Origin of the sequence: Tenacibaculum discolor (assembly GCF_003664185.1) — a bacterium.
Classification (GTDB): Bacteria; Bacteroidota; Bacteroidia; order Flavobacteriales; family Flavobacteriaceae; genus Polaribacter; species Polaribacter discolor.
On the sequence record NZ_RCCS01000006.1, the window covers coordinates 114,162 to 140,921 of the forward strand.

Annotated in this window: 19 protein-coding genes; 9 read left to right on the forward strand and 10 right to left on the reverse strand. The window is 31.6% G+C overall.

Annotation, left to right across the window (positions count from 1 at the left end; all coding sequences use genetic code 11):
• Positions 1–188 precede the first annotated feature (188 nt).
• Positions 189–1,070, forward strand: a complete 882-nt coding sequence (locus tag C8N27_RS06695; protein ID WP_121146748.1) for an ABC transporter ATP-binding protein — start codon at positions 189–191, stop codon at positions 1,068–1,070.
• A 3-nt stretch (positions 1,071–1,073) separates the two neighbouring features.
• A complete protein-coding gene (locus tag C8N27_RS06700; RefSeq protein ID WP_121146749.1) occupies positions 1,074–4,631 on the forward strand; it encodes an ABC transporter permease/M1 family aminopeptidase in 3,558 nt (1,185 codons plus the stop codon).
• Between the two features lie 49 nt (positions 4,632–4,680).
• On the opposite strand, the gene thrC is transcribed toward C8N27_RS06700, so the two are convergent.
• Genes thrC through thrA form a run of 4 tightly spaced genes read right to left on the reverse strand, consistent with a single transcriptional unit; the run spans position 4,681 to position 9,972 of the window.
• On the reverse strand, positions 4,681–5,961 hold the full coding sequence (gene thrC, locus C8N27_RS06705) for a threonine synthase (RefSeq protein ID WP_121146750.1): 1,281 nt from the start codon (positions 5,959–5,961) through the stop codon (positions 4,681–4,683).
• Positions 5,962–5,971: 10 nt separating this feature from the next.
• Positions 5,972–6,901 (reverse strand): homoserine kinase, encoded by a 930-nt coding sequence (locus C8N27_RS06710; protein ID WP_121146751.1) that lies wholly within the window; start codon positions 6,899–6,901, stop codon positions 5,972–5,974.
• Complete coding sequence (locus C8N27_RS06715) at positions 6,898–7,527, reverse strand: class I SAM-dependent methyltransferase (RefSeq protein WP_121146752.1); 630 nt, start codon at positions 7,525–7,527, stop codon at positions 6,898–6,900. The genes C8N27_RS06710 and C8N27_RS06715 overlap by 4 nt, the downstream gene beginning before the upstream one ends.
• A 3-nt stretch (positions 7,528–7,530) precedes the next feature.
• Entirely contained in the window at positions 7,531–9,972 is a 2,442-nt protein-coding gene (thrA, locus tag C8N27_RS06720) for a bifunctional aspartate kinase/homoserine dehydrogenase I (protein ID WP_121146753.1), read from the reverse strand.
• Positions 9,973–10,688: 716 nt separating this feature from the next.
• On the opposite strand from thrA, the gene C8N27_RS06725 reads away from it, so the two are divergent.
• Positions 10,689–11,273 carry a hypothetical protein gene (locus C8N27_RS06725; protein WP_121146754.1) on the forward strand — a complete coding sequence of 195 codons (585 nt, stop codon included), beginning with the start codon at positions 10,689–10,691 and terminating at the stop codon, positions 11,271–11,273.
• A gap of 154 nt (positions 11,274–11,427) precedes the next feature.
• Positions 11,428–13,437, forward strand: coding sequence for an AAA family ATPase (locus C8N27_RS06730; protein WP_121146755.1), 2,010 nt, complete (start codon positions 11,428–11,430; stop codon positions 13,435–13,437).
• A 265-nt stretch (positions 13,438–13,702) separates the two neighbouring features.
• On the opposite strand, the gene C8N27_RS06740 is transcribed toward C8N27_RS06730, so the two are convergent.
• The 3 genes from C8N27_RS06740 to C8N27_RS06750 are packed head-to-tail and all read right to left on the reverse strand — an operon-like array spanning position 13,703 to position 17,388.
• Positions 13,703–13,948 carry a hypothetical protein gene (locus C8N27_RS06740; protein ID WP_121146757.1) on the reverse strand — a complete coding sequence of 82 codons (246 nt, stop codon included), beginning with the start codon at positions 13,946–13,948 and terminating at the stop codon, positions 13,703–13,705.
• 1 nt (position 13,949) lies between these two features.
• Complete coding sequence (locus C8N27_RS06745; RefSeq protein ID WP_147431705.1) at positions 13,950–14,996, reverse strand: hypothetical protein; 1,047 nt, start codon at positions 14,994–14,996, stop codon at positions 13,950–13,952.
• Positions 14,956–17,388, reverse strand: a complete 2,433-nt coding sequence (locus tag C8N27_RS06750) for a PAAR domain-containing protein (protein ID WP_121146759.1) — start codon at positions 17,386–17,388, stop codon at positions 14,956–14,958. The genes C8N27_RS06745 and C8N27_RS06750 overlap by 41 nt, the downstream gene beginning before the upstream one ends.
• A gap of 580 nt (positions 17,389–17,968) precedes the next feature.
• Between C8N27_RS06750 and C8N27_RS06755 the strand changes: the two genes are divergently transcribed.
• The 3 genes from C8N27_RS06755 (at position 17,969) to C8N27_RS06765 (ending at position 20,267) form a co-directional block, all read left to right on the forward strand.
• Entirely contained in the window at positions 17,969–19,060 is a 1,092-nt protein-coding gene (locus C8N27_RS06755; protein WP_121146760.1) for a hypothetical protein, read from the forward strand.
• A 118-nt stretch (positions 19,061–19,178) separates the two neighbouring features.
• Entirely contained in the window at positions 19,179–19,670 is a 492-nt protein-coding gene (locus C8N27_RS06760) for a DinB family protein (RefSeq protein WP_099214491.1), read from the forward strand.
• A gap of 144 nt (positions 19,671–19,814) precedes the next feature.
• Complete coding sequence (locus C8N27_RS06765; protein ID WP_121146761.1) at positions 19,815–20,267, forward strand: hypothetical protein; 453 nt, start codon at positions 19,815–19,817, stop codon at positions 20,265–20,267.
• An 88-nt stretch (positions 20,268–20,355) separates the two neighbouring features.
• Here C8N27_RS06765 and C8N27_RS06770 read toward each other — a convergent pair whose 3' ends face one another.
• The 3 genes from C8N27_RS06770 to C8N27_RS06780 form a co-directional block, all read right to left on the reverse strand.
• Positions 20,356–21,534 carry an aspartate aminotransferase family protein gene (locus tag C8N27_RS06770; RefSeq protein WP_121146762.1) on the reverse strand — a complete coding sequence of 393 codons (1,179 nt, stop codon included), beginning with the start codon at positions 21,532–21,534 and terminating at the stop codon, positions 20,356–20,358.
• A 35-nt stretch (positions 21,535–21,569) separates the two neighbouring features.
• The gene (locus C8N27_RS06775; RefSeq protein WP_244174718.1) at positions 21,570–23,180 is read right to left on the reverse strand and encodes an OstA-like protein; all 1,611 of its coding nucleotides are present in this window, start codon (positions 23,178–23,180) and stop codon (positions 21,570–21,572) included.
• 71 nt (positions 23,181–23,251) lie between these two features.
• Positions 23,252–23,608, reverse strand: a complete 357-nt coding sequence (locus tag C8N27_RS06780) for a hypothetical protein (RefSeq protein ID WP_121146764.1) — start codon at positions 23,606–23,608, stop codon at positions 23,252–23,254.
• A gap of 104 nt (positions 23,609–23,712) precedes the next feature.
• Here C8N27_RS06780 and C8N27_RS06785 point away from each other — a divergent pair, with 104 nt between their 5' ends.
• Both C8N27_RS06785 and nirK read left to right on the forward strand, forming a co-directional pair.
• Complete coding sequence (locus C8N27_RS06785) at positions 23,713–25,143, forward strand: pyridoxal phosphate-dependent decarboxylase family protein (protein ID WP_099214487.1); 1,431 nt, start codon at positions 23,713–23,715, stop codon at positions 25,141–25,143.
• 143 nt (positions 25,144–25,286) lie between these two features.
• Positions 25,287–26,741 (forward strand): copper-containing nitrite reductase, encoded by a 1,455-nt coding sequence (nirK, locus tag C8N27_RS06790; protein WP_121146765.1) that lies wholly within the window; start codon positions 25,287–25,289, stop codon positions 26,739–26,741.
• Positions 26,742–26,760 lie beyond the last annotated feature (19 nt).

The window sequence follows — 26,760 nt, forward strand, 5'->3', positions numbered from 1 at the left end:
GTAAAACTGTTCTCACAATTATATTGATAAACACTGTTGTTTTTTAGATGAATGAATAGCTTTTTTAGTCAAACATAAGTTAGCTATTAAAAGAATATGGTGTGTGCTGAAAAGAATAGAGTACATCATTTTTAATTTATAATAAAGGTATGATGCTAGAGATTTGTTGCAAACAAAACGAATCTTATATGAATACATTAACTATAACAAACCTTACTAAAACATACCCTAACGGAGTTAAAGCACTAAATGGAATAAACTTAAAAATTTCGAACGGAATGTTTGGCTTATTAGGCGCTAACGGAGCTGGTAAATCTTCTTTAATGCGTACTATCGCTTCTTTACAAGAACCCTCATCTGGAGAAATTGTATTTAATGATTACAATATTATTAATAAACCAGAGGAGATAAGAAAACACTTAGGGTATCTTCCTCAGGAGTTTGGAGTGTATCCTAAAATATCAGCAGAAAAATTGTTAGATCATTTAGCTATTCTGAAAGGTATTACTAATAACTCAACACGAAAAGAGCAAGTAACTTCTTTATTACAACAAGTAAACCTTTACCAACACAGAAAAAAAGCAGTACATACGTTTTCTGGAGGAATGCGCCAACGTTTTGGGATAGCTCAAGCTTTATTGGCTAACCCCAAACTAATTATTGTAGATGAGCCAACAGCTGGGTTAGATCCTGAAGAAAGCAATCGCTTTTTAAATCTTCTGAGTGAAATAGGAGAGAACGTAATAGTTATTTTATCTACTCACATAGTAGAGGATGTTAGAAATTTATGTACACAAATGGCAATTTTATCGGAAGGTCAAATCATTTCCCAAGGTAACCCAAAAGAATTAGTTGCAAGTATTGAACATAATATTTGGACAAAAATTATAACTAAAAATGACCTTGAGCACTATAAAACAATGTACGAGGTTATTTCAACCAAACTAGTGTCAGGAGAAACACAAATAAGAGTTTTTTCTGAGACTTCACTATCTAACGGGTTTGAAAGAATCACTCCGAATTTAGAAGACTACTACTTTGCTACATTGTTTCACCATAAAAAAGCCTAACCTATGTTTAAGAAATTATTGCAATTTGAAATATACTATCAGTTAAAACAACGAGCTTTTCCCATATTTGCAGTCTTGTTTCTAGGCTTAGGATATTTTACAGGAAGCCAAGGGCATGCTCCTACAGGAGTTAATTTTAACGCTGTTTATCAAGTTTATTTTCATACAGGTCTTTTTACTTTAGGTAGTGTTTTTATAACCATGTTTTTCGCGGTAACAGCTATTATAAGAGATAAGCAACATAACATGGAAAGCTTAATTTACAGTTCATCCATAAAAAAGAGTAATTATTTTTGGAGCCGTTTTTTAGGCACTTTTATTTTTAGTGTAGTTGCTTTTACACCTTTTGTTATTGGCTATATTTTCGGGAATCATTTTTCTAATTTAGACGCTGAAAGACTAGGGAATTTTAATGTATTAAACTACTTACAGCCTTGGTTGTATTTAGTGTTACCTAATATTTTTATCTGTACCTCTTTAATATTTTCAGTCAGTACACTTACTAAAAACAGTATAGCCACTTATGCAAGTGCAGTATTTATTTACATGTTGTATTTTGTAAGTTCTATTTTCTTAAACTCACCATTATTAGCACAATCTGTTCCAGCATCGCCAGAAATGATGTCGGTAGCCGCAATAGCAGATTCTTTTGGTATGGCTGCTTTTTTTGAACAGACTCAATATTGGACAGCATATCAAAAAAACACACAGTTGCTTTCTTTTTCAGGGTTGTTTTTATTGAATAGAATACTTTGGATAGCGCTTTCTATAGGAGTGCTGTTACTAACGTATAAAGCCTTTTCTTTTAGAATGACTACAAAAAGAGTTAAGAAAGAAAAGACAACAAGGAAAGAGAAAAAACAGCTCATATCATACAAACCTATAAATGGAACATACGGAGTAGCTACGCAAATAAAATCACTGTTATCGCTAATACGGTTAGAACTAAAGAGCGTATTTAAGAGCTTACCTTTTTTAGTAATACTAGGTATGTGGTTAATTATTGTTTTTTCAGAATTGTATGCAACTGTTCTTGAAGGAGGTGAATATGGAGTGAGTATTTATCCGGTTACAAATCAATTAATCGAACTCATAACAAGTCCGCTAACTCTTTTTGGATTGATACTACTAATCTTTTACGGTTCAGAGATTGTATGGAGAGAGTATAGTGTCAATTTTAATCTGATTATGGGCGCTACTCCTGTAAAAAATTGGGTACTTTTTACAGCTAAGTTTGTCAGCTTGTCATTACTACCAATGCTACTAATAGCATCAGGAGTGCTTATGTGTATAGCTTTTCAAGTAAGCTTAGGTTTTGCTGATATAAACTTTAGTATGTACGCATCTGTGTTTTATTATTATGGTTTACAACTGTTTATATATGCTATGCTTGCCATATTTATAAACAGTATTACGAAGAGTAAATATATAGGAATGGGAGCTTTTGGTTTGTTTGTTATTGTAAGTATGAAAGCTAACCTTTTAGGATTAGAACACCCTTTAACAAGTATAGGGTTTATGCCTAGAGTAACTTTTAATGGTATGAATGCCTATGCCAATAATGCTAAGTTATTTAATCATTTAGGTTTGTATTGGCTAAGTATAGGAGCGCTATTAATTTTATTAGCGTTTAAGATATGGAACAGGGGAATGGTAAAAGGATTTTCTTATAAAGTAGAGCAACTGAAACAAGGATGCAACTTAACCGAAAAGGTATTGTTTTTAACTTTCCTTTCCGTATCTATTGGTATGGCAAGCTTGGTCTTTTACAATACAAACTTTGTTGGTGATTATCAAACTGAAAATGATTATTTAAATTTTAGTGAAAATTATGAACGTATGTATAAGCAATATCAAGTATTAGAAAAGCCTTATCCAACCTCACAAAAAACGGAAGTAGCTATTTTTCCAAAGGAAAGAAAATTTACTGTAAAAGCAAATTACATTTTAAAAAACACGAGTAATGAAGTAATATCCAAACTACTAATAACAGAACGAATTCCTGTAAAGCATATTCATATAAAAAATGCTCTTTTGACTACGAAAGATACAGTACACGGAGCGTATGTATTTGAATTTAAAGAAAAACTCCAACCCAATGATTCAGTAGCATATACTTTTGCTATTGAAAAAGAACTAAAAGGGTATGAGGAAGATAAAAGTATAGTTTATGACGGAACGTATATAACATACAGAAATTTTGAACCTATTATTGGATATGCTTCTGGATATGAAATAGCAGACAGAATTGAGCGTAAAAAAAGAGGATTACCTGAGAGAATAGAAGAAGATAATTCAGATGCTCATATAGCTCTTGAAGATATTAAAATTGAAAAAGTACAATTTGAAACTATTGTGTCCACAAGTAAAGACCAAATAGCTATAAGCTCTGGAGATTTGATTAAGACTTGGTCAAAAAATAATAGAAATTATTATCATTATAAATCTCAAGGGAAAATATTGCCCATGGTAGCCTATTTTTCGGGGAAATATCAAGTTAAAAAAGCAAAGTATGAAGGTATTTCTATTGAGCAATATTATCATTCAAATCATAATTTTAATATTGATGAAATAGAAGAGAGTACTAAAGAAACCTTAGCGTATTGTCAAGAAAACTTTGGTACGTATAACTTTAATCATGTTCGTATAGCAGAAGTACCTTCTCATTGGTCATTCGGAGGGTATGCGCATCCGGGAGTTATTAGCATGGTTGAAGACCGTTTGTATTTATCAGATGTTCGTGAAGAAAACACATTTAACTTAGTTTCAAAAAGAACAATTCATGAAGTAGCACATCAATGGTGGGGACATACATTAACAGCCAAACCTGTTGCTGGAGGTTCTTTATTTGTAGAAGGTTTGGCAAAGTATACTGAAGCTGTAGTAATGGAAAAAATGTATGGAAAAAGCGCTCTATATGAATTGGCAGAAGCAGCAAGAAGACGTTATTTCTTCGGAAGAGCTTTTGGCGGAACTCAAGAACCACCAATTTATAAAGTACAGGATGAAGGCTATATATCATATGGAAAAGCATACACAGTGTTCATGGCATTGAGAGACCTAATAGGGGAACAGCAAGTAAATAGAGTATTAAAAACCATTACAGATCGATATCGATTTGAAAACTCTCCCAAAGCACATACTATTGAGCTATTAGATGAATTATATAAAATAGTTTCAGAAGAAAATCACCATTTGATAGATGATTGGTTTAAAAAGGTAATAACCTATGATTTGGCTGTAGAAAAAAGTACGTACAAACAGCTACCCAATGGTACCTATGAGGTTACTGCAACTATAAAAGCAAAACGAATTGAAACATTAGAAAATGGAGAAACTAAAGAAACAGGGATTAATGAACCAATTAAAATAGGAGCTTTTACAATCCATCCATCACTTGTAAAAGATGATAATACTATGCTGTACTATAAATCCAGTCGAATAAATAAAGAGCTCACTGAAGTTAGGTTTATAATAAATAAAAAACCTAGTTATATTGCTATAGATCCTTACGGAACAAGAAATGATGAAAATTTAAGAGACAATATATTTAGTTTTTAATAACAAAAACCGCCTTAATTAAGGCGGTTTTTGTTATTAAGTGATGCTTTTAAGCATTTAAAAAGTCTTTTAACTCTTTATATGAGCTAATTTTAGTTGCTTCTTTTTGTTTATCTATAACGGATACTATTTGTGGTGGAATTTCAACGGTTACCTCTAAAATATCTTCAACAACATCTAAAAACTTAACAGGATGGGCTGTTTCTAAGAAAATCCCGAATTCATTTTGTAACCCGTATTCTTTCAACCCTAAATAACCAACAGCTCCATGTGGATCAGCAATATAATTAGAGTTCTCATAGATGTTTTTCATAGCTTCACGAGTTTCATCATCAGAAAAAGAAAAAGACGAAAAAGCGGTTTTTAAAGCTTCTAAATTATTGTTGAATAATTCTTGGATTCTAATAAAGTTACTAGGATTTCCAACATCCATGGCATTCGATATAGTTGCTTTAGAAGGTTTTGGTTGATAATCTCCACTTTGTAAGTAATTAGGAACGGTATCGTTTACATTGGTAGCAGCCACAAAATGTTTAATAGGCAATCCTAATTTTTGCGCCATAATACCTGCACAAATGTTTCCAAAGTTTCCACTAGGCACTGAAAAGACAACTTCTTTATGCTGTTTGTAAACTTGTTTATAGGCAAAGAAAAAATAAAACATTTGTGGTAACCAACGTGCAACATTTATGGAATTTGCTGAGGTTAACGTACGATTAATTTCCACATCTAAAAAAGCAGTTTTTACCATGTCTTGACAATCGTCAAAAACACCATCTACTTCTAAAGCTTTAATATTTTGTCCTAAAGTTGTGAGTTGCTTTTCTTGAATATCACTTACTTTTCCACTAGGGTAGAGTATAACCACATCTACACCTTTAACTCCTAAAAATCCATTAGCAACAGCACCTCCTGTATCTCCTGAAGTTGCCACCAAAACTGTAACCTGTTGGTCTTTATCACGATTAAAGTACCCTAAACAGCGCGCCATAAAACGAGCACCTACATCTTTAAAAGCCATGGTTGGTCCGTGAAATAGTTCTAGTGTACCAATATTATTTTCAATGGGTACTACAGGAAACTCAAAATTGATTGTTTCTTTAATGATTTTTTGTAAAACGTCTTTAGGTATTTCATCACCTACAAATTGTTTAATGGCTTTATAAGCAATTTCTTCATTAGAATACTCACCAATATTATCAATAAATTCTTTTGATAGTGGCGTAATATTCTCGGGGAAGTAAAGCCCTCTATCAGGAGCTAATCCGTTTACTACAGCTTCTTCAAAGCTAACTTTAGGTGATGTATGATTGAGACTATAATAGTTCATAATTTCGTATTTAGTGTTGTTCTAAAATTTTAATTCCTTCTGTATTAATTTTTGAAAGAATCATGTTAAAATCAATTTGTTTGTCTTGGTATGTGTTTTGAATTGCTTTGTAAACATTCTCAGCAGTTGCATCGCCTTTACATAAAGCAAAAATAGTTGGACCTGAACCTGAAATTCCTGCTCCTAAAGCACCTGCTTTTAAAGCCTCTTTTTTCACTAAATCAAAATGAGGAATTAGTGTTTTTCTAGCTGGTTCAACGATAATATCAATTAGGGAGTCTGCGATTAATTGATAATCGTTGGAGTGTAATCCACTAATTAACCCGCCTACATTCGCCCATTGGGTAACCGCATCTTTTAGCGGAACCTCTGTTGGTAGCACGTCTCGAGCATCTTTTGTTTTTACTTCAACTTGTGGATGAATAGCTACCACTCTTAAATCAGTAGGAACAGGGATTTTTACAATACTTAAAGGCTCATAACTGCGAACCAACGTGAATCCACCATAAATAGCAGCAGAAACATTGTCAGCAATAGGGGTTCCGCAAGTAGCCTCTTCACCTAGCATAGCAAATTGTGTCAATTCAAGAGGGGAGAAGATGCCTCCTAACAGCTGATTTACACCAAAGGCAGCCCCTGCAGCACTGGCTGCACTACTTCCTAAACCACTTCCAGGAGTATATCCTTTGTGAATGGTAATATCGATACCAAAATTAATAGGATGTTTTTCTAGCATAGCTAAAGCAACTACTCCCGCAGCATTTATTTGTGCGTCTAAAGGTAAATCTGCGCCTGTTATTTGAGTAATTTTTATACCTTTTACATCCTTTTTTGTAAAAGTCATGGTATCTCCAACCGTTTCGAGAGCCAAACCTAAAGCGTCAAATCCGCAAGAAACATTAGCGACAGTTGCAGGTGAAAATATTTTTATATAATTCATTTTTTTGCGATTAAAAACAAGTCGGTATCGCCACCTTCTTGATATAATTTGGTATAGTTTTCTAAAATTTTGAGTTTTTGTTTTTCTAGAGCTTCAATCAAATATGATGGTTCATGATAATTTATAAACATGGAGTTTTTTCCATCGGAACTAGTAGTTATACGAGAATCTTTTTCGTAATCACCAATCATGGTACTGATGTATAAAAGTCCATTAGAATTCAACAAAATAGAAGCTTCTTCAATAAGTTTTAAAACGTTGTCTTTGGTAAGATACGGAAAACAAAATCCGAAGATAATAACATCAAAACCTTGCTGTAAACTGTTAATTTCTCTACAATCCATCACTTTAAAGGAAGCTTTCGGATTGTTTTGTTTTGCCAAATTCACCATATTTTCTGCTGAATCAATTCCTAACACAGAAAGTGTAGGGGTTTGATTTAAAAGATAGTGAGTAATCTTTCCAAAGCCACAAGCTACATCCAACACATTTTTATGAGTTGGTTTCATATGTTTTAGAAGCAAGTCATAACTGTGATTATATACTGTATCATTAGCAAACTTATCTTGATACTCTTGAGCTACGGTATTGTAAATCTGTACAATATTTTGATAACGCTTTTCCATGTACTACTGGTTTCCAATTCGTATCACATCAGCAAAAATCCCTGAAGCAGTTACTTCAGCACCAGCACCAGCTCCTTTTATTTGTAGTGGATTAACAGGATATCTATCCGTAAAAAATAATACGATATTGTCGCTACCTTCTAAATTATAAAAAGGATGGTCAAAAGGAATGTGTTGCAAGCCAACACTCGCTTTTCCATCATTAAATTCAGCAACATATTTTAAACGACAGTTTTTGTTGGAAGCTTCTTTATATATTTGTTGAAAATGGCTTTCAAATTCGGTTAAAGAAGCATAAAAATCTTCATTACTGGTGGTTTCTAAACTCTTTTTAGGTAAAAACGCATTGTTTTTGATGTCAGAAAGTTCTAATTCATAACCACTTTCACGTGCTAGAATTAATATTTTTCGAGCAACATCTACACCACTTAAATCAATTTTCGGGTCAGGTTCAGTATATCCTTGTTCTTGTGCTTGCTTTACGACATCGTGAAATGAAATATTTTCGTTAAAATTATTGAAAACAAAGTTTAAAGACCCTGATAAAACTGCTTGTATTTTATGTACTCGGTCACCAGAAGCAATTAAGTTTTTAAGTGTGTCAATAATTGGTAAACCTGCACCCACATTGGTTTCAAACAAAAAAGGTACATTGTATTTACGAGAGATATACTTTAATTTTTTATAATTGTTTAGTTCAGAAGCACAGGCAATTTTATTACATGTAACCACCCCAATATTGTTGGCTAAATAATGTTCATATATTTCAGAAACTTGCTGATTGGCAGTATTGTCGATAAAAACAGAATTACGAAGGTTAAACGCTTTTGTTCTTTGAAAAAAGCGATCTAAAGAACTTGCTTCTCCGTTTTGTAATTGTTCTTTCCAAGATTTTAAATTTATGCCACTTTCATCAAAGACCATTTGTTTAGAATTGGAAATTCCCACGACACGCACATTCAGTTTCAACTGTTCTTTTAAGTATTTTTTTTGTTGGTGTATTTGTGCTAAAAAGCGTTCACCAACATTTCCTACACCCGTGACAAACAAGTTCAATTGTTTTACTTTCTCTTCAAAAAACTGTTCATGTAGCGTGTTGAGTGCTTTTTTAGCATCTGAACTGTCGATAACAGCAGAAATGTTTTTTTCTGAAGCACCTTGGGCAATCGCACGAATATTTACATTGTTTTTGCCTAAGGAACTAAACATTTGACCACTCAACCCTTGATGATTTCTCATTTTATCACCTACCAAAGCAATAATGGCTAATCCTTGTTCTACAATAATTGGATCTATTTTATGACGCTCTATTTCTACAGCAAAAGCTTCATTAATTTTTAAAGCTGCTTTTTCAGCATCTTCATCATAAATTCCCACACAAATAGAGTGCTCTGAAGAAGCTTGTGTAATAAGTACCACATTGATATTGTGTAGCGATAAAGTTTCAAACAATCGCTTAGAAATGCCAGAAACACCTACCATGCCGCTTCCTTCTAGAGTTAATAAGGTAATATTCTCAATATGAGAAATACCTTTTACAGGCTTTCCATTTTCTGTAATTTTTGAAATGAGTGTTCCCGAATTTTCAGGGTCAAAAGTGTTTTTTATTCGAATAGGAATCTCTTTTTCCAACACAGGTTGAATCGTAGGAGGGTAGATAACTTTCGCACCAAAATGCGACAATTCCATGGCTTCTTGATAGGAAATATGTGGAATAGGAAATGCTTGCTTTACCAGATGCGGGTTTGCAGTGTACATACCACTAACATCTGTCCATATTTGTAATTCATCTGCACCTACAGCAGCGGCATAAATAGCCGCAGAATAATCGGATCCTCCACGTCCTAAAGTAGTTGATTTTCCTTCTTTTGTACGAGCAATAAATCCTGGTAAGAGTGTTATTTGGTGTTTATTAGTTGCAAAAAACTCTTGACAATTGGAGTTAGTTAATTGAAAATCAACTTGTGCTTTATCAAAATCATTAGAAGTACTAATTAATTCTCTACTGTCTTTATATACTACATCGAGTTCTTTACTAGCGATGTTTGCAATAATATAAGAAGATAGTAACTCCCCAAAACCACTAATGGTAGCTAATGTTTTGGGAGTAATTTCATTTAATAAAAAGCAACCTTCTAACAAGGTTTTTAGTTGTTTAAACAGTGAAGTAATATGAGTTTTTACTTCTTCTTGCTGGTTTTTAGCGACTAATTCATGAATTACCTCTAAGTGTAATTGTTCAACTTCTTTAAAGTTTTTGAGGTAATTAGCATTGTTTTGAGCAGCTTGTTCTGCTGATGCTATCAGTTTATTGGTAGTTTTTCCAAAGGCAGAAACCACTACAATTAGTTGGTTGTTTGCTGAAGCATTGGCAATGATTTGTACTACTTTTTCTATGTTTTTAGGGTTGGCTACTGATGAACCACCAAATTTTAAAACGTTCATTTTAAAAAGGATAATAAATTAAAAATAAGATTTTTTAAGCTATTTATCTGTTTTCAAGTCTTTTGAAAAAATAAATATATACGGAATGATGATATGTATAGAAATAACCCCTAAAGGGTTGTAGTAGTAATTGTAGTTGTTGTGCCAACAAAAGAAGCCGTAATACTTACAGCTGGAATAGAGATAATATGTCTTTTGTTGTTAAACATTAAGCCAAATGTATAAATTATGTTCTAAAAAACAAGAAAAGTTGTTGTTTTTTGCAAAAAAAAATATTTGGATAGTACACATAACACAATCTTTTTGCTAAAAAAATAAGAAGAATTACATCAGCTACCTGTGCCGTAGTGTTTTTGGAGCATGCCGTGATATCAGCGACCCGTGCCGTGGTGTCTTCGGAGCGCGCCGTAATATCAACGACCCGTGCCGTGGTGTCTTCGAAGCATGCCGTGATATCAGCGACTCAATAACGGGAGTATTCAATAAAGTGTGTCAACTTGGTTTTTGATTTTCTAAATAAGGTATCAGAGATCATTAATAACAAGTAAAACTACTTTTAGTATCTAAATAGTTGAGCTTATGGTATTCCGTAAGGAAATTAAATTATTATTAGTAAGTTCGTAAGAGTATAAACAAACATAAAATATAACTATAAACCTACCAAAACAGGTGTATAACGATGTATTTTACATCTATATAAACAAGTTCTACGCAATTTGAAAAAAATTACAGAAAAATATAAAAATTTAGAAATCGAAATATTTGATGAAGATAACTTCGATTTGAATTCAGTTGATAATAAACGGATTTATGGAAGAATATATCCAACAGATTCTATATTAGAATATAATCCAACTACAAAACACGGAATTAGAATAATCCAGAACGGAATTGTAAAGCAGAGTGCTTTAATTATGGGATTTTCAGGAGCTACTGGAATTTACAAAAATTCATACCTGATTAAAAATGGAAATTTATTTATCTGCTGTTCAAATGAAATTTATTCTCTGAATTTGAAAGACCTTTCTCTTAATTGGAAAAATGAATTTGATATAGCTACGTGTTTCGGAATTTATGAATTCTGTGAAGATTTTATTATTCACGGAGAATTAGAAATCAATAGAATTGACCAAAACGGAAATATAAAATGGTCTTTTGGAGCGAGAGATATTTTTGTAAATCCAAATGGAAAAACTGAAATTGAAATAAATGAAAATCGGATAGAACTAATTGATTGGGAAGGTACTTTTTATGAGTTGAATGAAAATGGAAAATTAGTAAAAGAAATAAAAACTGCGTAGAATACCATATAACAACAATTGCGGCTTTGTGTCCTGCGGACACAACCGCGCAAGCATAAAAGTCGGTAATTTTAACTATCTTAGTTTCTAATCAATCCGCAACTGATTGTTATACAAGACCGTTGCCACCAATACGAAAAAAATCACCCTTGAAATGAAAATTGAGAATATCAGCATACAAAATTTTAAAACATTTGGACTTGAAAAAATCGAATTTTCATTCAATGACTTAACATCCCTAATTGGAGAAAATAGTGTAGGTAAATCTAATGTTCTTGAAGCATTAGACTTATTTTTTAATTTTTCAAAGACAAAAATTTCTACAAAAAGTTATCATCATAATGATTATTCTCAACCAATAGTTATAACAGTAAAGTTTAAAAAATTAAACGAAGATGAACTTACAACATTTAAGACACATTTAGATGACCAAAATGACTTAACAATAACTCAATACATTGAGGCTATTTCAAAAGAAGATGGAGTTGAGTTAAAAGACGCTTCAATTGAGGATATAGATTTTATAGAATCAAAACACGGAACAAAACAAATACCAACTGAAGAATATCTTTGGACAGTTGCTGACAAAAAACCAACAAAAGCTAATCTAAAAAAATGGTGGAAATCAGACTTAAAGATTGGAGATTTTGACTTCAAAACTCTTTTTGAAAGTGAAGAAGAACCAACACAAGAAGAATTTCTGAATAAACTAATTCAATTAAATGAAGAGCGTTATGATGAAATTCCTAAAGAACAAATAACTGGTGATGAAAAAGTTTTGGGATGGAAAAGTAAGTTAAAAGCTAATCTTCCCAAATTCTTTTACATACCAGCAATCAAAAATTTATCAGAAGATTTAAAGGTCACAAAAACAAGTGCTTTAGGCGAATTGATTAATTGGCTTTCAAGTTCAGTCTCGACAGAAATCAAACAAGAATTTAAGACAAAAACTGATGCTCTAGTAAAAGAGCTAATTGAAAAAATTGACACGACAGAAGAAGGAGAATCGAAAATTGAAAAAATAAATAAAGCTCTAAACGACAACATAGGTTTTGATATTGGCTGTTCACTTGAATTAAAATTTGGTTCGCCAGAAATCCAAGACGTAGTTTTTCCTCAACCAAAAGTATTCGCTAATGATGGTTATGATTCAGAACTTACAGAAAAAGGGCACGGAATTCAAAGACTAGCACTATTTTCATTATTAAGAACTTACAATACGTTCGATTTTGGAAAGAAAACTAATGAAAGCAATATAATTATTGGCATAGAAGAACCTGAAATATATTTACATCCACCATTAAAAAGGGCAACTTACAACCTTTTAAAAGAAATTTCAGAGGGAAATGACCAAGTAGTTTATACTACACACGATAGTCTGTTTATATCAGTAGATAATTTTGACCAAATAAGACTTTTTAGAAAGTCTTCCGAAGAAAATCCAAAAACAGTTTCTCACGAATTAAGTGTTCAACAAATCATTAATCATTATTACAACATTTATGGAATTGTAATAGATGAATTAAGTATTAGACACAGATTTCATCATCTTATTGACGAAACAAAGAATGAGGGGTTTTTCGCAAAGAAAATAATATTAATTGAAGGAGAAACTGAGAAATATTCATTACCAAATTATTTTAAAACTAAAGGTTTTGATATTGATACTAATCGAATTTCATTGATAAATGCTGGTTCAGTTGATACAATTTCATATTTATTACTTTTATTTAACGAATTTAGAATTCCTTGCTATGTGATTTTTGATGGCGACAAACCGACCAATCCTGTTGAGGAATTAACGGGCGATTATCGAAAAAATGCAATCAATAAGTCTAGAAGGAATAAAGAAATACTTCAAATGCTTGGACAAGAAACAACAGATGAGTTATTCTTTTTTCCACCAACAAGTATAAACTCAAATTTTTCTATTTGGGAACAAGATTTTGAGCAAGAGTTTCATCAAAACATAGAGAATTACGATGAGATTAAGGCAGAAGCTAAAGACTTGTATAGTAGTGATAGTAAGCCATTAACAGCTAGGTATTTTTCGGAGAAAATTTGTAAGACACCAGAATTGATTGACGGCAAAATAGACGCTTTAATTGAGCAAATAACTAAACTGGAATGGTCTGAGTCAATAATTGACAGAGTTGCTGAATAAAGTACTGGTGGCAACAATGTATAAAAATAATAGCGGTTTAATCGCTAAAACGCAAGTAAGCAAATATGAAAAAGGTCTGTGTTTAACCGAAAAGTTAGGGTTTCAAAATCCGCTACTATTCTTATACTTGACCGTTGTAACCAATTTGAAAAACAAAGTAAATTTAAATTGTAATGGACATATGATAAAAAAGTATTGAATAAATTTCAGACTTAATGTCAACAACAAAACTTTGAGTTTTTTAGTAGAATTTATGAAGTCAACATTAATTATTTTGTTTTTTCTTTTTAATGTATTGATAGATGTAATGAAAAGGTAGTGATAGAAAAGTTCCGATAGTTGAAGCTACTCCTAAATACAATAACAAAATAATAAACTCACCTAAGCCTGTACAAAAACTACATTTACCAGAGATATATTTTTCATGCCATATAATTATAGCAATTATATCAAAGAAAACAATACCATATATCACATGTGTACAACCAAAACTATCACTTTTTTTATTCATGTTAATTTTTTTTCTCTTTTTCGGAATATGATTTATACTCAGGTAATTCTTTGTAATTTTTAGGTCGTATGGCATAAAAACCAGCAAAGGATTTATCAGGATAAGTTTGTCTAGGTAATTGTTCTATAAAAAAAACTTCGTCGCTACCACCTAATTCTTTAGGTATTTGATATATATTCATATCAGCATTAAACCCCATGGCACCATAACGTCTAAATTTTAAGATGTCACCTTGTGGTAAATGTAATTCGAACATGTAATAACCAGAAGAAAAACTAATAGGGTTTAAACCACTACTTTTTTGTTTGTCCATTTCTACATATTCTGCTAATTGTAGGGTTTTGTTTTCTAATAAGTTATCAAAGACTTCAGGAATTTTTACCATACGTACTTCTTCGGGGACTATTTTGAAAGGGTATTGTTTTTTTATATCAATATTTAACTCTTTTGCTTTTTTATAAGTTTGAATTAAATACCACTTTTCTTTGATTTTAAAATAATAATCATAAGAGTCAATATGTACATATGAGGCATCTAAATATAGTTCTTTGAACTTTTGTAACCATTCTCTTTTTTCTACATTTTTGAAATTATAATCTAAAGGATCTTTAATTTCTTTATTTAAAAAAGGGTCTATATATTTATTTAAAGTAGTGTCATTATTAATGAGCCAGTTTCCATATGTTTTATACCCAGACATAGTACCATCTATTAGTGTTTCAGAAGATAAACCTATGCCTAATAGGTTTCCGAAAAAATTTACTTTTATTCTTTTAGACTTTTCTTTTTCTTTACCTATTACAGATAAAAATAGTTGTTTTTGTTCAGCTAATTTCTCTTCAATTACAGAGTGCTCATTAAACAACGTAATTACATCATAATTTTCTGTTCCTTGATGCTTATGTAAATCTTGATATTCTGTATATTCTTTTTCCATTTTTTGTATAGCTTTTTTCTTTTTTAAATAATTACAACTAGAACTAGTTAACAAAAGCAAACAAATAGCACTAATTTTTATTTTTACTTTCATCATATAACTTAGATTCATAACTTTTCTTTTTGTGTACGTATGCTTTGATAACATTATTTATATATTCTGTGTCAGCAATAGAAGAATCAATAAGTTTATCTTTTAGTTCTTCAACTTTCTTTTTTTCTTGTTTTCGTTTTTCTTCATCTGTTAGCTCTTTTCCAAGTTCTACTTTATATTTCATTCTATAGAATTTATCTTTTCCAGCATTTTTTATACGTTCAAATATAGAAGTATTACCGTACTGGTCATTAAAACTACCACTTTTATCTTGTAATAATTTTGTGTGCAAAACATGTCCTACAGGAGCAAAGTGAGCATATAAATCAGCACTTTGTAATGGAGCGTATTGTAGTAGCATATTTTGATAAGTTACATAGGCTAAATTGTATAGAATGATAGCATACTTTTCGTCGCTAGAATATCTCCATTTACGAGTTAGGTGTTTAGGTATCTTAATAGGAGTTTTAAAATGTCCTTCAAATAAATTTATAAGGTTAGTTTTGATCGTTTTATTTTTATAACTAGCAATTAGTTTTTTGTATAACGCTATTTTTTTATGATTGTTTTCTATAAATGTATAGGTTCCAATTAAAAGATCACCAACAGTATCTGCGACAAACTTATGGTTAGTGTACTTTTGGTAGTTTGATTTAGCTAGTTTAAAGGCATTCATAGCTACTCCCCAACGTATGGCTACTCTACTATAGCCCTTCCAATGTACACCATGCATTTGTTGACTTACAGTGGGGGAGTCTAATTTTTCTAAAGCATCGTAATCGTAACGTTCTTCAGCTACATAAGGAGGAACAACAACATAGCCACTTTCAGCTCCATACATAGATAAATCAATGATTTTTTTATTTTGTTGTGTTTGGTAATACGAAGGAATACTATCTTGTTTATGAAAATATTCAGCACTAAATAACGTTTTATCCCTTTTAGGATGACAGGCACTTTTTATTTCTGGTATATCTCCATCTATAGTTACTAAATCACCTCTGTCGTTTGGAAAAGTAAATTGTACAGCCCTACTTTTATAAGCATTCCAATCGTAACAAATAGCTTTTACATGTTCAAATAAACCTCGTTTGTTAAAAACCTTTTTATATTTAGGACTATATAATTCAGAAATAGCACTTAAAAATTTATGTCCGCTATCTTCATTTTCTCCCCTAAGTACAGCATTTTTGTAAACCATGTACTCTTGTGTTTTTTTCTTAATAAGACTATCGTAGTTTTTCCCATATAATCCTTTAGGTTGATGTACTCCCAAGAAAATAGTATTTATGGCTACTTTTTTCCATCCCATTTCGTTAGCATATTTAATAATACCTAGTTTTACACCTGCTGCCATACACGCACCTTGACTATGACCAACAATAGTTACGGGTTTATAATGTGGTGAATAACTTTCTATTTGAGGAGATTCTTCTTTTTTTACCTCAACTTTTTCTTTTTTTATGAGTTTCCAATTATAACGAGCCCATTCATACCCCAAGGCAATACCATGATCAACTCTATGTGCTCCGCTACTTCCTAGCCCATGTGAACCGTTTATGTAGTGCACTCTACCTTCTGCATTAAAGTATTTGGCGTAGGTTTCTGTAGCTTTGTAGTCATTAGCAATATCATTCCAGTAACCATAATATTTACTTTCGGGAGTTTTAAAAATTAACGTATTAGGATTTCTAAACTTTTCTTCAACTATTTTTCTAAATTTACTTCTGTGCAGGTCTTTTTTACGTTGTTCGGCAGTATAATAATCATCATGATCAGTACGCTTATATTCATTAGTGTTTTCACCTCTTGAGGTAAACCAACCTGGTTTATCAGGGTTTAAATCCATTATAGCATTCCAGTGTGATTCGCTGTTTGTTTTAAAGTCGCTTAAATAACCATTTATAAAAATAATTTCACCTTGTAATTTTGGGAGTTCTTTTTCTTTTTTTTCTTGCTCTTGTTGCTCAGCAAGTTCTTTTATTTTTTGTTGATTGGCTTCAGCTTGTTTAAGCATTCTTGTGTTACCAGTAAAAGCAGCCCCAATTCTGTCTTTAAAACTAATATCAGGAAATGGAATTTGATCAATAGGCATCACTACAGTTGATTGTGGTGAGCTACTACTAACAAGAACATTATTCTCTCCAGAAGTAATAGTTCCCCCATGTGCAGTCATATCACCTATACATACTATAGGTTTACCATTAGCAAGTATGCTTGGGTTTCCAGTGACTATAGTATCTATACCTACATTACATGTACACATGCTACCAATAGTTGCCACAGGTTTACCGTTAATTAAAATATTTTGCTCTCCTTGGGTAACAGGTCCTCCAACATGAGGTGTAGACCCACTACACATTGGACATTGGTGATTACTACCTAGAGTTACAACTGGTTTTTTAGACATAGCTTTTTGTTTTTTGCGAACTAAAATAATAAAAAAGTGTTAATTATCAGTTGTTTATGTTTTTTTAGTGAGGTTATTTGTAGAGTCAAAAAAAGAAACCAGGGTTACAGCTAGAAAAGTAATGATATGTCTTTTGTTCTTTAACATTGAGTTAAATGCATAAATTATGTTCTAAAAAACAAGAAAAGTTGTTGTTTTTTGTAAAAAAAATATTTGGATAGTACACATAACACAATCTTTTTGCTAAAAAAAATAAGAAGAATTACATCAGCGACCCGTGCCGTAGTTTCTTTGGAGCATGCCGTGATATCAGCGACTCAATAACGGGAGTATTCAATAAAGTTTGTCAACTTGGTTTTTAGATTTTCTAAATAAGGTATCAGAGATCGTTAATAACAACTAAAACTACTTTTAGTATCTAAATAGTTGAGCTTATGGTATTCCGTAAGAAAATTAAATTATTATTAGTAAGTTCGTAAAAGTATAAACAAACATAAAATACAACTATAAACCTACCAAAACAGGTGTATAACGATGTATTTTACATCTATATACAAGTTGGCAGTAATTAGAGCAAAGTTTGAAAGACACATTATTTATATATCCAAGAGATGAAGTTTATCTACCAAATGGTTATCATTTTTCACATAACGTTGCTGTAAAACTATACGACGATTTAGTATGGATACTTAAAGATGAAAAAACTCAAAAGAAGTTTAATACCAAAATTCATTTTGAAAAAGATGGAGATGTGCCATCCGAGGAAGATGAAGATATAGTCGAATGGTTAATTGAAAAGGGCTACAAGAAAGAGGTTGATGAGATAATTAGCAAAAACCTTGTTCTTGGGATAATTTCAGACGTTTGTCATTTTATCCATCAAGCATTAGACAGCTCAAAAAATATAAAACTTACAGTTGCTTTTACACTTATAAGAAAACCTTTTTTAGAAAACTTATTAATTTTAGAACAGCTTCTAACAGAAGAACAAGTGTTTTTAGAGAAATTCGAATCTGATTCGAAAAAGTTCGACCCAGGAAAGATTAATGACATTAAGAAAAAACAGCTTATTGAAAATTCTCTAAAACAAATTTCTAATAATTATTTACTTTCTTCAGACTTAATAAATGATTTAAGATGGGATAAAAAAAATCCAAATAGTATATATGCCAATGCTAATTTAGGCACTCATTTAGTTACTACTCGGAATCCTTCTTACAAAACAGAAAGACAAAATTTAAACTTAATCTTTTCTGGCGAAGAAGAATGGTCAGAACAACTTGACTATTTCTATTATTTTGTTCCTGTTCTATTATATTATTTTACAGAAGTTGTAGATAGTTATGTTTTAAGAAAGAAAATTATAACCAAACGAAAACTGACTGAAAGAAAGTTTTTAAGACTAATTGGTCAACTTATGTTACATGACCAATTCAATGAAAAATCCATAAAAGGAAAATCGGCTTTAAATAATATTTCCAAAGTATTAAAAGTAAAATGTAAAAATTGTAATCGGATTAATCAATTATTTAAATCTGACCTTTTCAATCTTGTAAGTGAGGATTATATTTTATGTAAATTTTGTTTACTTGACTTATATAGAGAAACGGAGTCTTTGAATGAATTAATGACTAACTTTTTAAAAAAAATGACTACTGCCAACAATGCATAACCGCAATTACGGCAGATTCGACTATGTCCGAATCCACTCGGAATTGCTAACGTAAGTTCTTAACCGAAAATTATTAACTTTAAAACAGTAACTGTTAACAACGATATAAAAAATAGAAATGGAAAGATATATTAAAGACCTAGAACAAAACACTAATAAACTATTAGTAACCGTTAAGGATTATCCTATTGAAAAACTTACTAAAAAAAATGGTTCTGAATGGAGCATATTAGAAATTTTAGAACACATTTACATTACTGACAAGGCTATCTATAGCATAGTGTCTAAACCCTCGGAAAATGAATCTAAGACTACGGAAATTGTTGGGCGAAACAAACTGGAAACAATTTTAGTAGAACAGAGAAACAAAAAACAGCAATCACCTGAATTACTCAAGCCGAAAGGAGACTTTAAAAATCTAACTGACTTTAATTCAGCTTTTTTAACATTAAGAAATACTATGAAAAATGGCTTGTCTACAGGAAAAATAAGATTTGACAATAGAATACACAATCATTTTCTATTAGGCGAAATGACAATAACCGATTGGCTCAACTTTATCTTGTTCCATACCGAACGACACCTAAAACAGATTGAGGAAAGTAAATAAATATTGTTGTCAACATTGTGTATAAACTAGTCTACTCACGAAAATCTGCGAGGATTTTCAGTTTGGTGTGTACTTACAAATTTAAAAAGAGTATAAATTACGCTAGTACTCATAATCTAAGCTGTTAGGTAATTTAACTAAACTATGATAATAAGAAAAGAAATAAAAAATGACAATGAACTTTATCTATATTTTAATGGGAAATTAATTTATAAAAGATGGTTGAATTTAGGTTACGGAAAAGTTTTTGATAAACAGGCTTTTGGAAAATACACTGATTGTAGTATAACGGATTTTGATCTAGAAGAAACACCTGAATTAATTCATGTAAAAGCAAAACTAAAACTAATATCTAAAGAAGAAGGTGGTCGAAAAACAGGGATTAAAAGCGGATATCGACCTAATCATATTTTTGGATACCAATCAAATGGACAATTTAAGTATTCATATGTGGGAGATATTCAATTTGACGAAGATGAATTGATTTTACCAGGAGAAACTAAAGAAGTTTTGATTAGGTTTTTATCAAGACAACCAATAGACGAATACATGAATATAGGGAGAAAATGGTGGATTCATGAGGGGGTAAAAAAATAGGAGAAGCAGAAGTAATTGAAATTCAATTTCCAATAAATGAATAGAAAATTACTTACAACGATATAAAATATTATTAAGTCAAACTTTACTACAACTTATCCAGCTCACTTACTATAAGATCGCATCCTTTTTCTATTTCCTCGTCAGAAATAGTTAGGGGAGGAGTAATACGAATGGCTCTTCCTTCAAAAAGTAACCAGAATAAAATCAACCCTTTGTCTAAACAGTTTAAAATTACTTGTGAAGCTTCTTCAGGAGTATCCACTAATAAAGCAAGCATCAAACCCTTTCCTCTAATTTCTTTAACTTTTGGGTGATTTTTAAATTTATTACGGATTAACGTTTCTTTTCGTAAACTTTCTTCCATTAAGTTAGAGGAAGTAATCTCTTGTACCGTAGCTAAACCAGCACTTGCAATTACTGGATGTCCACCAAACGTAGTAATATGTCCTAATTTCGGGTGTTCTTTTAAGTAATCCATCACTTCAAAAGAAGCAATAAAAGCTCCGATTGGCATTCCGCCACCTAAACCTTTACCAGTGATAATAATATCAGGAGTAACATTGTAATTTTCGAACCCCCAAAATGTTCCTGTACGTCCAATACCTGACTGGATTTCATCTAAAATCAATAATGCACCAACTTCTTCACATCGTTGCTTAACTTTTGTTAGGTAATCGTTTTTAGGTTCAATAAAACCAGCACCACCTTGAATGGTTTCTAAAATGACTCCGGCAGTTTTTGAAGTGATTTTTTCTAAATCTAATTCATTGTTATACTCAATAAATTTACTTCCTGGAATTAACGGACGAAAAGCTCTATTTTGTTGTTCTGCACCACAAACGCTCATTGCTCCTTGGGTATTTCCATGATAAGCATTTTTAGCGGCAATAATTTCGCTTCTACCGGTAAAGCGTTTCGCTAACTTTAAAGCGCCTTCGGTAGCCTCAGTACCAGAGTTTACCAAATAAACAGATGAAAGGTTAGGAGGCAAGGTAGCTGCTAAGGCTTTACACAATTCTAACTGTGGCTTTTGAATAAACTCACCATACACCATTACGTGCGTATATTGCTCTAACTGATTTTTTATGGCTTCGTTAACCTTTGGGTGACTATGACCTAAGCTATTAGCAGAAACTCCAGCTACGAAGTCTAACATAGCTTTTCCGTTGCTATCATAAATGTAGCTTCCATTAGCATGTGAAATTTCAATAGCTAATGGATGAGGAGTGGTTTGACCTTGGTATTTTAAAAAATCGTCTTTCACAGGAATTATTTTAACTTTTTAAGGTTAGGATTTTTTTATTTTTCTTCCTTTTTTGAAGTTTCATTAATGAACTGTTCCCTAGCCTCTTTAACAACATCAGGTTGTTTTTTTCTTTTTTGGGGAATAGTAGAAGTAGAGTCTTTTACAAAAATATCTTCTACTGTTTTTGGTTGTTCATCACCACGCCACAAGAAACCTTTAAATTTTTTCTCTTCAGAAGGAAATTTGGAAGGTGGATACGTTTTTCCTTCAGACTTCTTAAAATATGTAGTCTGAATAATCTCTCCGTCTTCTAAAATGAATTCAATATCACTTGCTATTTCCTTGGTAATTGTTTCTAATTTATGAGTATCATCATTATTATTGTAATACAATGATTCTGCATTTCCTTTTACCATCATAGTTCGTAAGTCATCATCTTCAAACTTACCATAAATGTTTCGTCCTTTAATTTGATTAAAGTTATCTTTATGAATGGAGTCTTGTTGAATCATAAATGCATTTTGTAACACCTTTAATGAATCTAGCTTATTACTTTCTTGATGAGTGAGTAATTGGATGCTGTCGCCCGTTATTTGACTGTTATTAGACCATAAAATAGGTCTGTTAAACATTCTAGTTAAACCTGTTTCTTGACTGGTATGAATAGAGTCACATTTACCTTGTAAGTCAGACTTAAATATTTTTACATTATTAAAAATACGAGCAATACGTTTTTCAGGTTTTCCTGTTAGTAAAATTTTATCTCCAGCTACATACATAGAGTCCTTTTCTAATACTGAAATAGCAACAGCCCTATCAATAATGAACAAGGAGTCTTTGTGCTCATATAGCTCAGCATAATTTCCTTTAGCTACCATATTTTGTACAGTATCTACCACTTTTATATTGTTGGTTGCAGAAGCAAAACCGTTACGCTTGTCATAGTACAAACTATCGGCAGAAACAGTTCGTTCTTTTAAGAACAATTTTGCTCGTTTTACGAAGTATGAAACATCCGTGTTAGTATCGTAAAAACCTCTTTCGGAATACACTTTAGTACTATCCTTTAAGTTGGTAATGGTGCTTGGTCCGTATAAATAAGCCAAGTTTGTATTGGTATAATAATCTAAATGGTCAGATTCTAAATGGTTATCAGGATTTACAACAGTTACTTTAGATTTTGCTGTAAACTTTTTGTCTCTTAAAAGATAAGTTCCTTTTACACTTTTCAGAGTGTTTTTTGTATCGCGGATAGTTCCCCCATTAGGGTAGTATAATACTTGGTTGATTCTGTCAAAATGAAGCGTATCAGTTTTTAGCGTCATTTCTTTATCATTAATTTCTACATTTCCCCAAGATTTTGCCTTTTTTGTATTCCCATTATATGTGGCAAAATCACTGTATTGAATAATACTATCTCCTTGCTCAATAATTACTTCACCAATAGCTTTAAATAAGTTTTTGTCTTTGTAAAGTAGTGCTCTTTTACAATCTAGAGTAGCTCCTTCATGCGACATTTTAACTTTTCCTATCAATATAGTAGCTCCAGGGTACTTACTTTCATCAGCAGTACTTAATTCGGTAGAAAGTATTTTGATTTTTTTTGTTTGAGAAAAACTTACAACAGAGAATAATATAAAAATTAATAGAAATAGTTTTTTCAAAATAATACGATTTAATGCACAAAAATAATGAAAAGTAACTACCAAATTTCTTAAGGAAAGAATAAAATACATTAATCCATTTCATCTATTAATTTAGAATAGAAAAAAGTATGTAAATATGCTCCTACAAAGTAAAAAAGAATTCCCCAAAAAGTTAAAGAAGTGAAAATAAACACATACAAGAAGGTGAAAAAATAAATGAGTAATTTTAAAATAAACTTCATTATACGCCTACTCGGAAAAATTCCTTCACCTATAGAAAATACAACTCCTAAAGGTATAATAGCTACAACAAAGGTAAAAATAACCGATGAAGCTTTGAAAAATAAATGTAAAATAAATGAAAATATAAAAGGAGAAAACATACAAAAAGCAAAATAAGCTATTTCTTTAGCATGCTCAGCACCTGAAGTTTTAGTGTTTTTCATAGAAACTTAATTTAATACATAACATGATAAATATAAAATAAAAATAGTCTGTTCGAGGTTTTTAATTATCTTATTTTTGTAACAAATTAAAAAATTATAAAGATATGAGCGCTCATTTTGATTTATCAAAAGAAGAGATGAAGTCTTACGGATATAAAATTGTAGATATAATTGCAGAACATTGGGCTACTTTAGAACAAAAAAAGCCTGTAGCTAGTGCTTCAAGAAAAGAAATGGATAGCATTTTTTTGCAAGAAGCTCCAAATGAAGGAATGTCTGCTGAAAAGGTGTTAGATTTTGTGATGGACAATGTGATACCAAACAGTACGGTTATTTCTCACCCTAAAGCTTATTCATTTGTACCTGGACCTAGTAACTTTATTAGTACTATGGCAGATAGTTTGGCTACTGGATTCAATATTTTTTCTGGTGGATGGATGGTTTCTCCAGCAGCAGCTGAGTTAGAAATTGTAACGATGAATTGGTTACTAAAAATGTATAATTTTCCTGTTGAAAAAGGAGGAGGAATTTTTACCAGTGGTGGTTCTATGGCAAACTTAACAGCTTTGGTTACTGCGAGACGTTTAAAGTGTGGTGATGATTTTTCTAAAGCTGTGATTTATTTGTCTGATCAAGCACACTCTTCTAATATTAAAGCAATTCGTGTTCTAGGGTTTAAAAAAGAACAAATTAGAATTTTACCGACCGATTTAGAGTTTAGAATTAGTATTAACAAACTAAAGAACGCTATAGCAAAAGACCGATTAGAAGGGTTACAACCATTTTGTTACATCGCTTCAGCAGGAACAACGAATACAGGTACTGTAGACCCTTTAGACGAAATAGCAGATATCTGTGAAGAGGAAGATTTATGGTTTCATATTGATGGAGCGTATGGTGGAGCCGCTATTTTAGCTGAAAAAGGAGCAAAAGCATTAAGAGGAATTGAAAGAGCTGATTCTCTTACTGTAGATCCGCATAAATGGTTTTATCAACCTTATGAAATAGGATGTTTATTAGTAAAAGATGCTTCTTGGTTAAGTGGTACTTTTAGTGAAAAACCTGAGTATTTACGTGATATAGAAGGAAATGAATCAGAAATTAACTTTTACGATTACGGTATTCAGTTAACAAGACGTTTTAGAGCATTGAAATTTTACATGTCCATCAAAACCTATGGATTAGATGCTTTTAAAGAAGCTGTTACTTACAATATCCAGTTAGCAGATGATGTAGAGAAAATGTTACGTAAAAGTAGAAACTGGGAAATTATTTCTCCTGCAACTTTAGCGGTTATCAATTTTAGATATAATCCTATTGGGTTAAACTTAGAAGAAAAAGAGATTGACGAGTTAAATCAAAAAATTTCTCAAAAGATAATGGAATCTAGAGAAGCATTTTTAGTAACTACTATATTAAATAAGCAAGTAGTACTTAGAATGTGTTTAATAAATCCGAAAACAACGATGGATGATATTAAAGAAACTCTTGAGTTGTGTCATCAATTTGGAGAAGAAATTTTAAAAGAAAAATAAATTAAAAGGAGCTTAAAGCTCCTTTTTTTGTTTTTATGACAAAAGTCATATTTCAAAAGCCTTTCTCTTAGTAGTTTTGCTTGTATAAAAGATAAAAAAGTCTTTTATGCAAGATTATTAATAACTACATCAATAGAAGAGAGATGAAACAAGTGAAAACAATTTTAATGATTTTAGCAGCTATGTTTTTAATGGCTAGTTGTAAAAATGAAAAGTCTGAAAGTATAGCTATGAAGAGCGCTTCAGATATAGCAGTTAAAGGAACGATAGAAGCAGAATTAACAGCTCCTCCTCATGTTCCAGCACCTGTTGGTAATAGATCCGCAAAAAAGTTACTGGTAAACATGGAAATTCTTGAAAAAGAAGGAACTATGACTGATGGTGTAGAATATGTTTATTGGACGTTTGGTGGTTCTGTTCCAGGAAGCTTTATAAGAACTAGAGTAGGAGATGAAGTAGAGTTTACACTATCAAATCATCCAGATAATAGATTACCTCATAATATCGATTTACATGCAGTTACAGGACCAGGTGGGGGAGCAACTTCATCATTTGTAGCTCCAGGTCATGAAAAAACATTTTCATTTAAAACATTAAACCCTGGATTATATGTATATCACTGTGCTACTGCGCCTGTAGGAATGCATATTGCTAACGGAATGTATGGACTAATTTTAGTAGAGCCAGAAGGAGGTTTACCAAAGGTTGATAAGGAATATTACATTATGCAAGGAGACTTCTATACAAAAGGAGAAAATGGAGAGCCAGGTTTACAAGCTTTTGATATGAGAAAAGCAGTAGATGAAGATGCAGATTATGTAGTGTTTAATGGAAGTGTAGGAGCTTTAACAGGAGATAATGCAATTACTGCTAATGTTGGCGAAACAGTACGTTTATTTGTAGGTAATGGAGGGCCTAACTTAACATCATCTTTCCATGTTATTGGTGAAATTTTTGACAATGTACATATAGAAGGAGGAGATGTAATTAATAAAAATGTTCAAACAACTTCTATTCCAGCAGGAGGGGCAGCAATCGTTGATTTTAAAGTCGACGTTCCTGGTACTTTTATTTTAGTAGATCACGCTATTTTTAGAGCTTTTAATAAAGGAGCTTTAGGAATGTTAAAGGTAAAAGGAGAAGAGAGTAAAAAGGTTTATTCAGGGGTAAAACAAGAAGGTATTTATAACCCAGAAGGAGGTACTATTCAAGAAATGCCAAATGGTAAAGAAGATAAGGCCGTTGCTTCTAAACAAGAAAAAACATTAGCACAAAAAATAGCTGATGGTAAACAGATTTATACGAAAACATGTTTTGCTTGTCACCAAGCGAATGGTGAAGGAATTCCAAATGCATTTCCTCCTTTAGCAAAATCAGACTACTTAAATGCTGATGTTAAGAGAGCTATCGATATTGTTTTACATGGTAAAACAGGAGAAATAACTGTAAATGGTCAAAAATATAATAGTGTAATGACTAAACAAGCGTTGAATGATCAAGAAGTGGCAGATGTACTAACTTATGTTTACAACTCATGGGGCAATAATAAAACCAATGTTAGTGTAAATACTGTAATGGAAGTAAAAAGCGCTCACTAAAAACGTAGTTAAAATTTAA

Bases quoted from the DNA above. Each gene is read 5' to 3' on its own strand.
- C8N27_RS06785 (WP_099214487.1), top strand. From the start codon at position 23,713: ATGAGCGCTCATTTTGATTTATCAAAAGAAGAGATGAAGTCTTACGGA.
- C8N27_RS06730 (WP_121146755.1), top strand. From the start codon at position 11,428: ATGAAAATTGAGAATATCAGCATACAAAATTTTAAAACATTTGGACTT.
- C8N27_RS06695 (WP_121146748.1), top strand. From the start codon at position 189: ATGAATACATTAACTATAACAAACCTTACTAAAACATACCCTAACGGA.
- C8N27_RS06700 (WP_121146749.1), top strand. From the start codon at position 1,074: ATGTTTAAGAAATTATTGCAATTTGAAATATACTATCAGTTAAAACAA.
- thrA (WP_121146753.1), bottom strand. From the start codon at position 9,972: ATGAACGTTTTAAAATTTGGTGGTTCATCAGTAGCCAACCCTAAAAAC.
- thrC (WP_121146750.1), bottom strand. From the start codon at position 5,961: ATGAACTATTATAGTCTCAATCATACATCACCTAAAGTTAGCTTTGAA.
- C8N27_RS06715 (WP_121146752.1), bottom strand. From the start codon at position 7,527: ATGGAAAAGCGTTATCAAAATATTGTACAGATTTACAATACCGTAGCT.
- C8N27_RS06740 (WP_121146757.1), bottom strand. From the start codon at position 13,948: ATGAATAAAAAAAGTGATAGTTTTGGTTGTACACATGTGATATATGGT.
- C8N27_RS06765 (WP_121146761.1), top strand. From the start codon at position 19,815: ATGATAATAAGAAAAGAAATAAAAAATGACAATGAACTTTATCTATAT.
- C8N27_RS06710 (WP_121146751.1), bottom strand. From the start codon at position 6,901: ATGAATTATATAAAAATATTTTCACCTGCAACTGTCGCTAATGTTTCT.
- C8N27_RS06750 (WP_121146759.1), bottom strand. From the start codon at position 17,388: ATGTCTAAAAAACCAGTTGTAACTCTAGGTAGTAATCACCAATGTCCA.
- C8N27_RS06760 (WP_099214491.1), top strand. From the start codon at position 19,179: ATGGAAAGATATATTAAAGACCTAGAACAAAACACTAATAAACTATTA.
- nirK (WP_121146765.1), top strand. From the start codon at position 25,287: ATGAAACAAGTGAAAACAATTTTAATGATTTTAGCAGCTATGTTTTTA.
- C8N27_RS06780 (WP_121146764.1), bottom strand. From the start codon at position 23,608: ATGAAAAACACTAAAACTTCAGGTGCTGAGCATGCTAAAGAAATAGCT.
- C8N27_RS06745 (WP_147431705.1), bottom strand. From the start codon at position 14,996: ATGAATCTAAGTTATATGATGAAAGTAAAAATAAAAATTAGTGCTATT.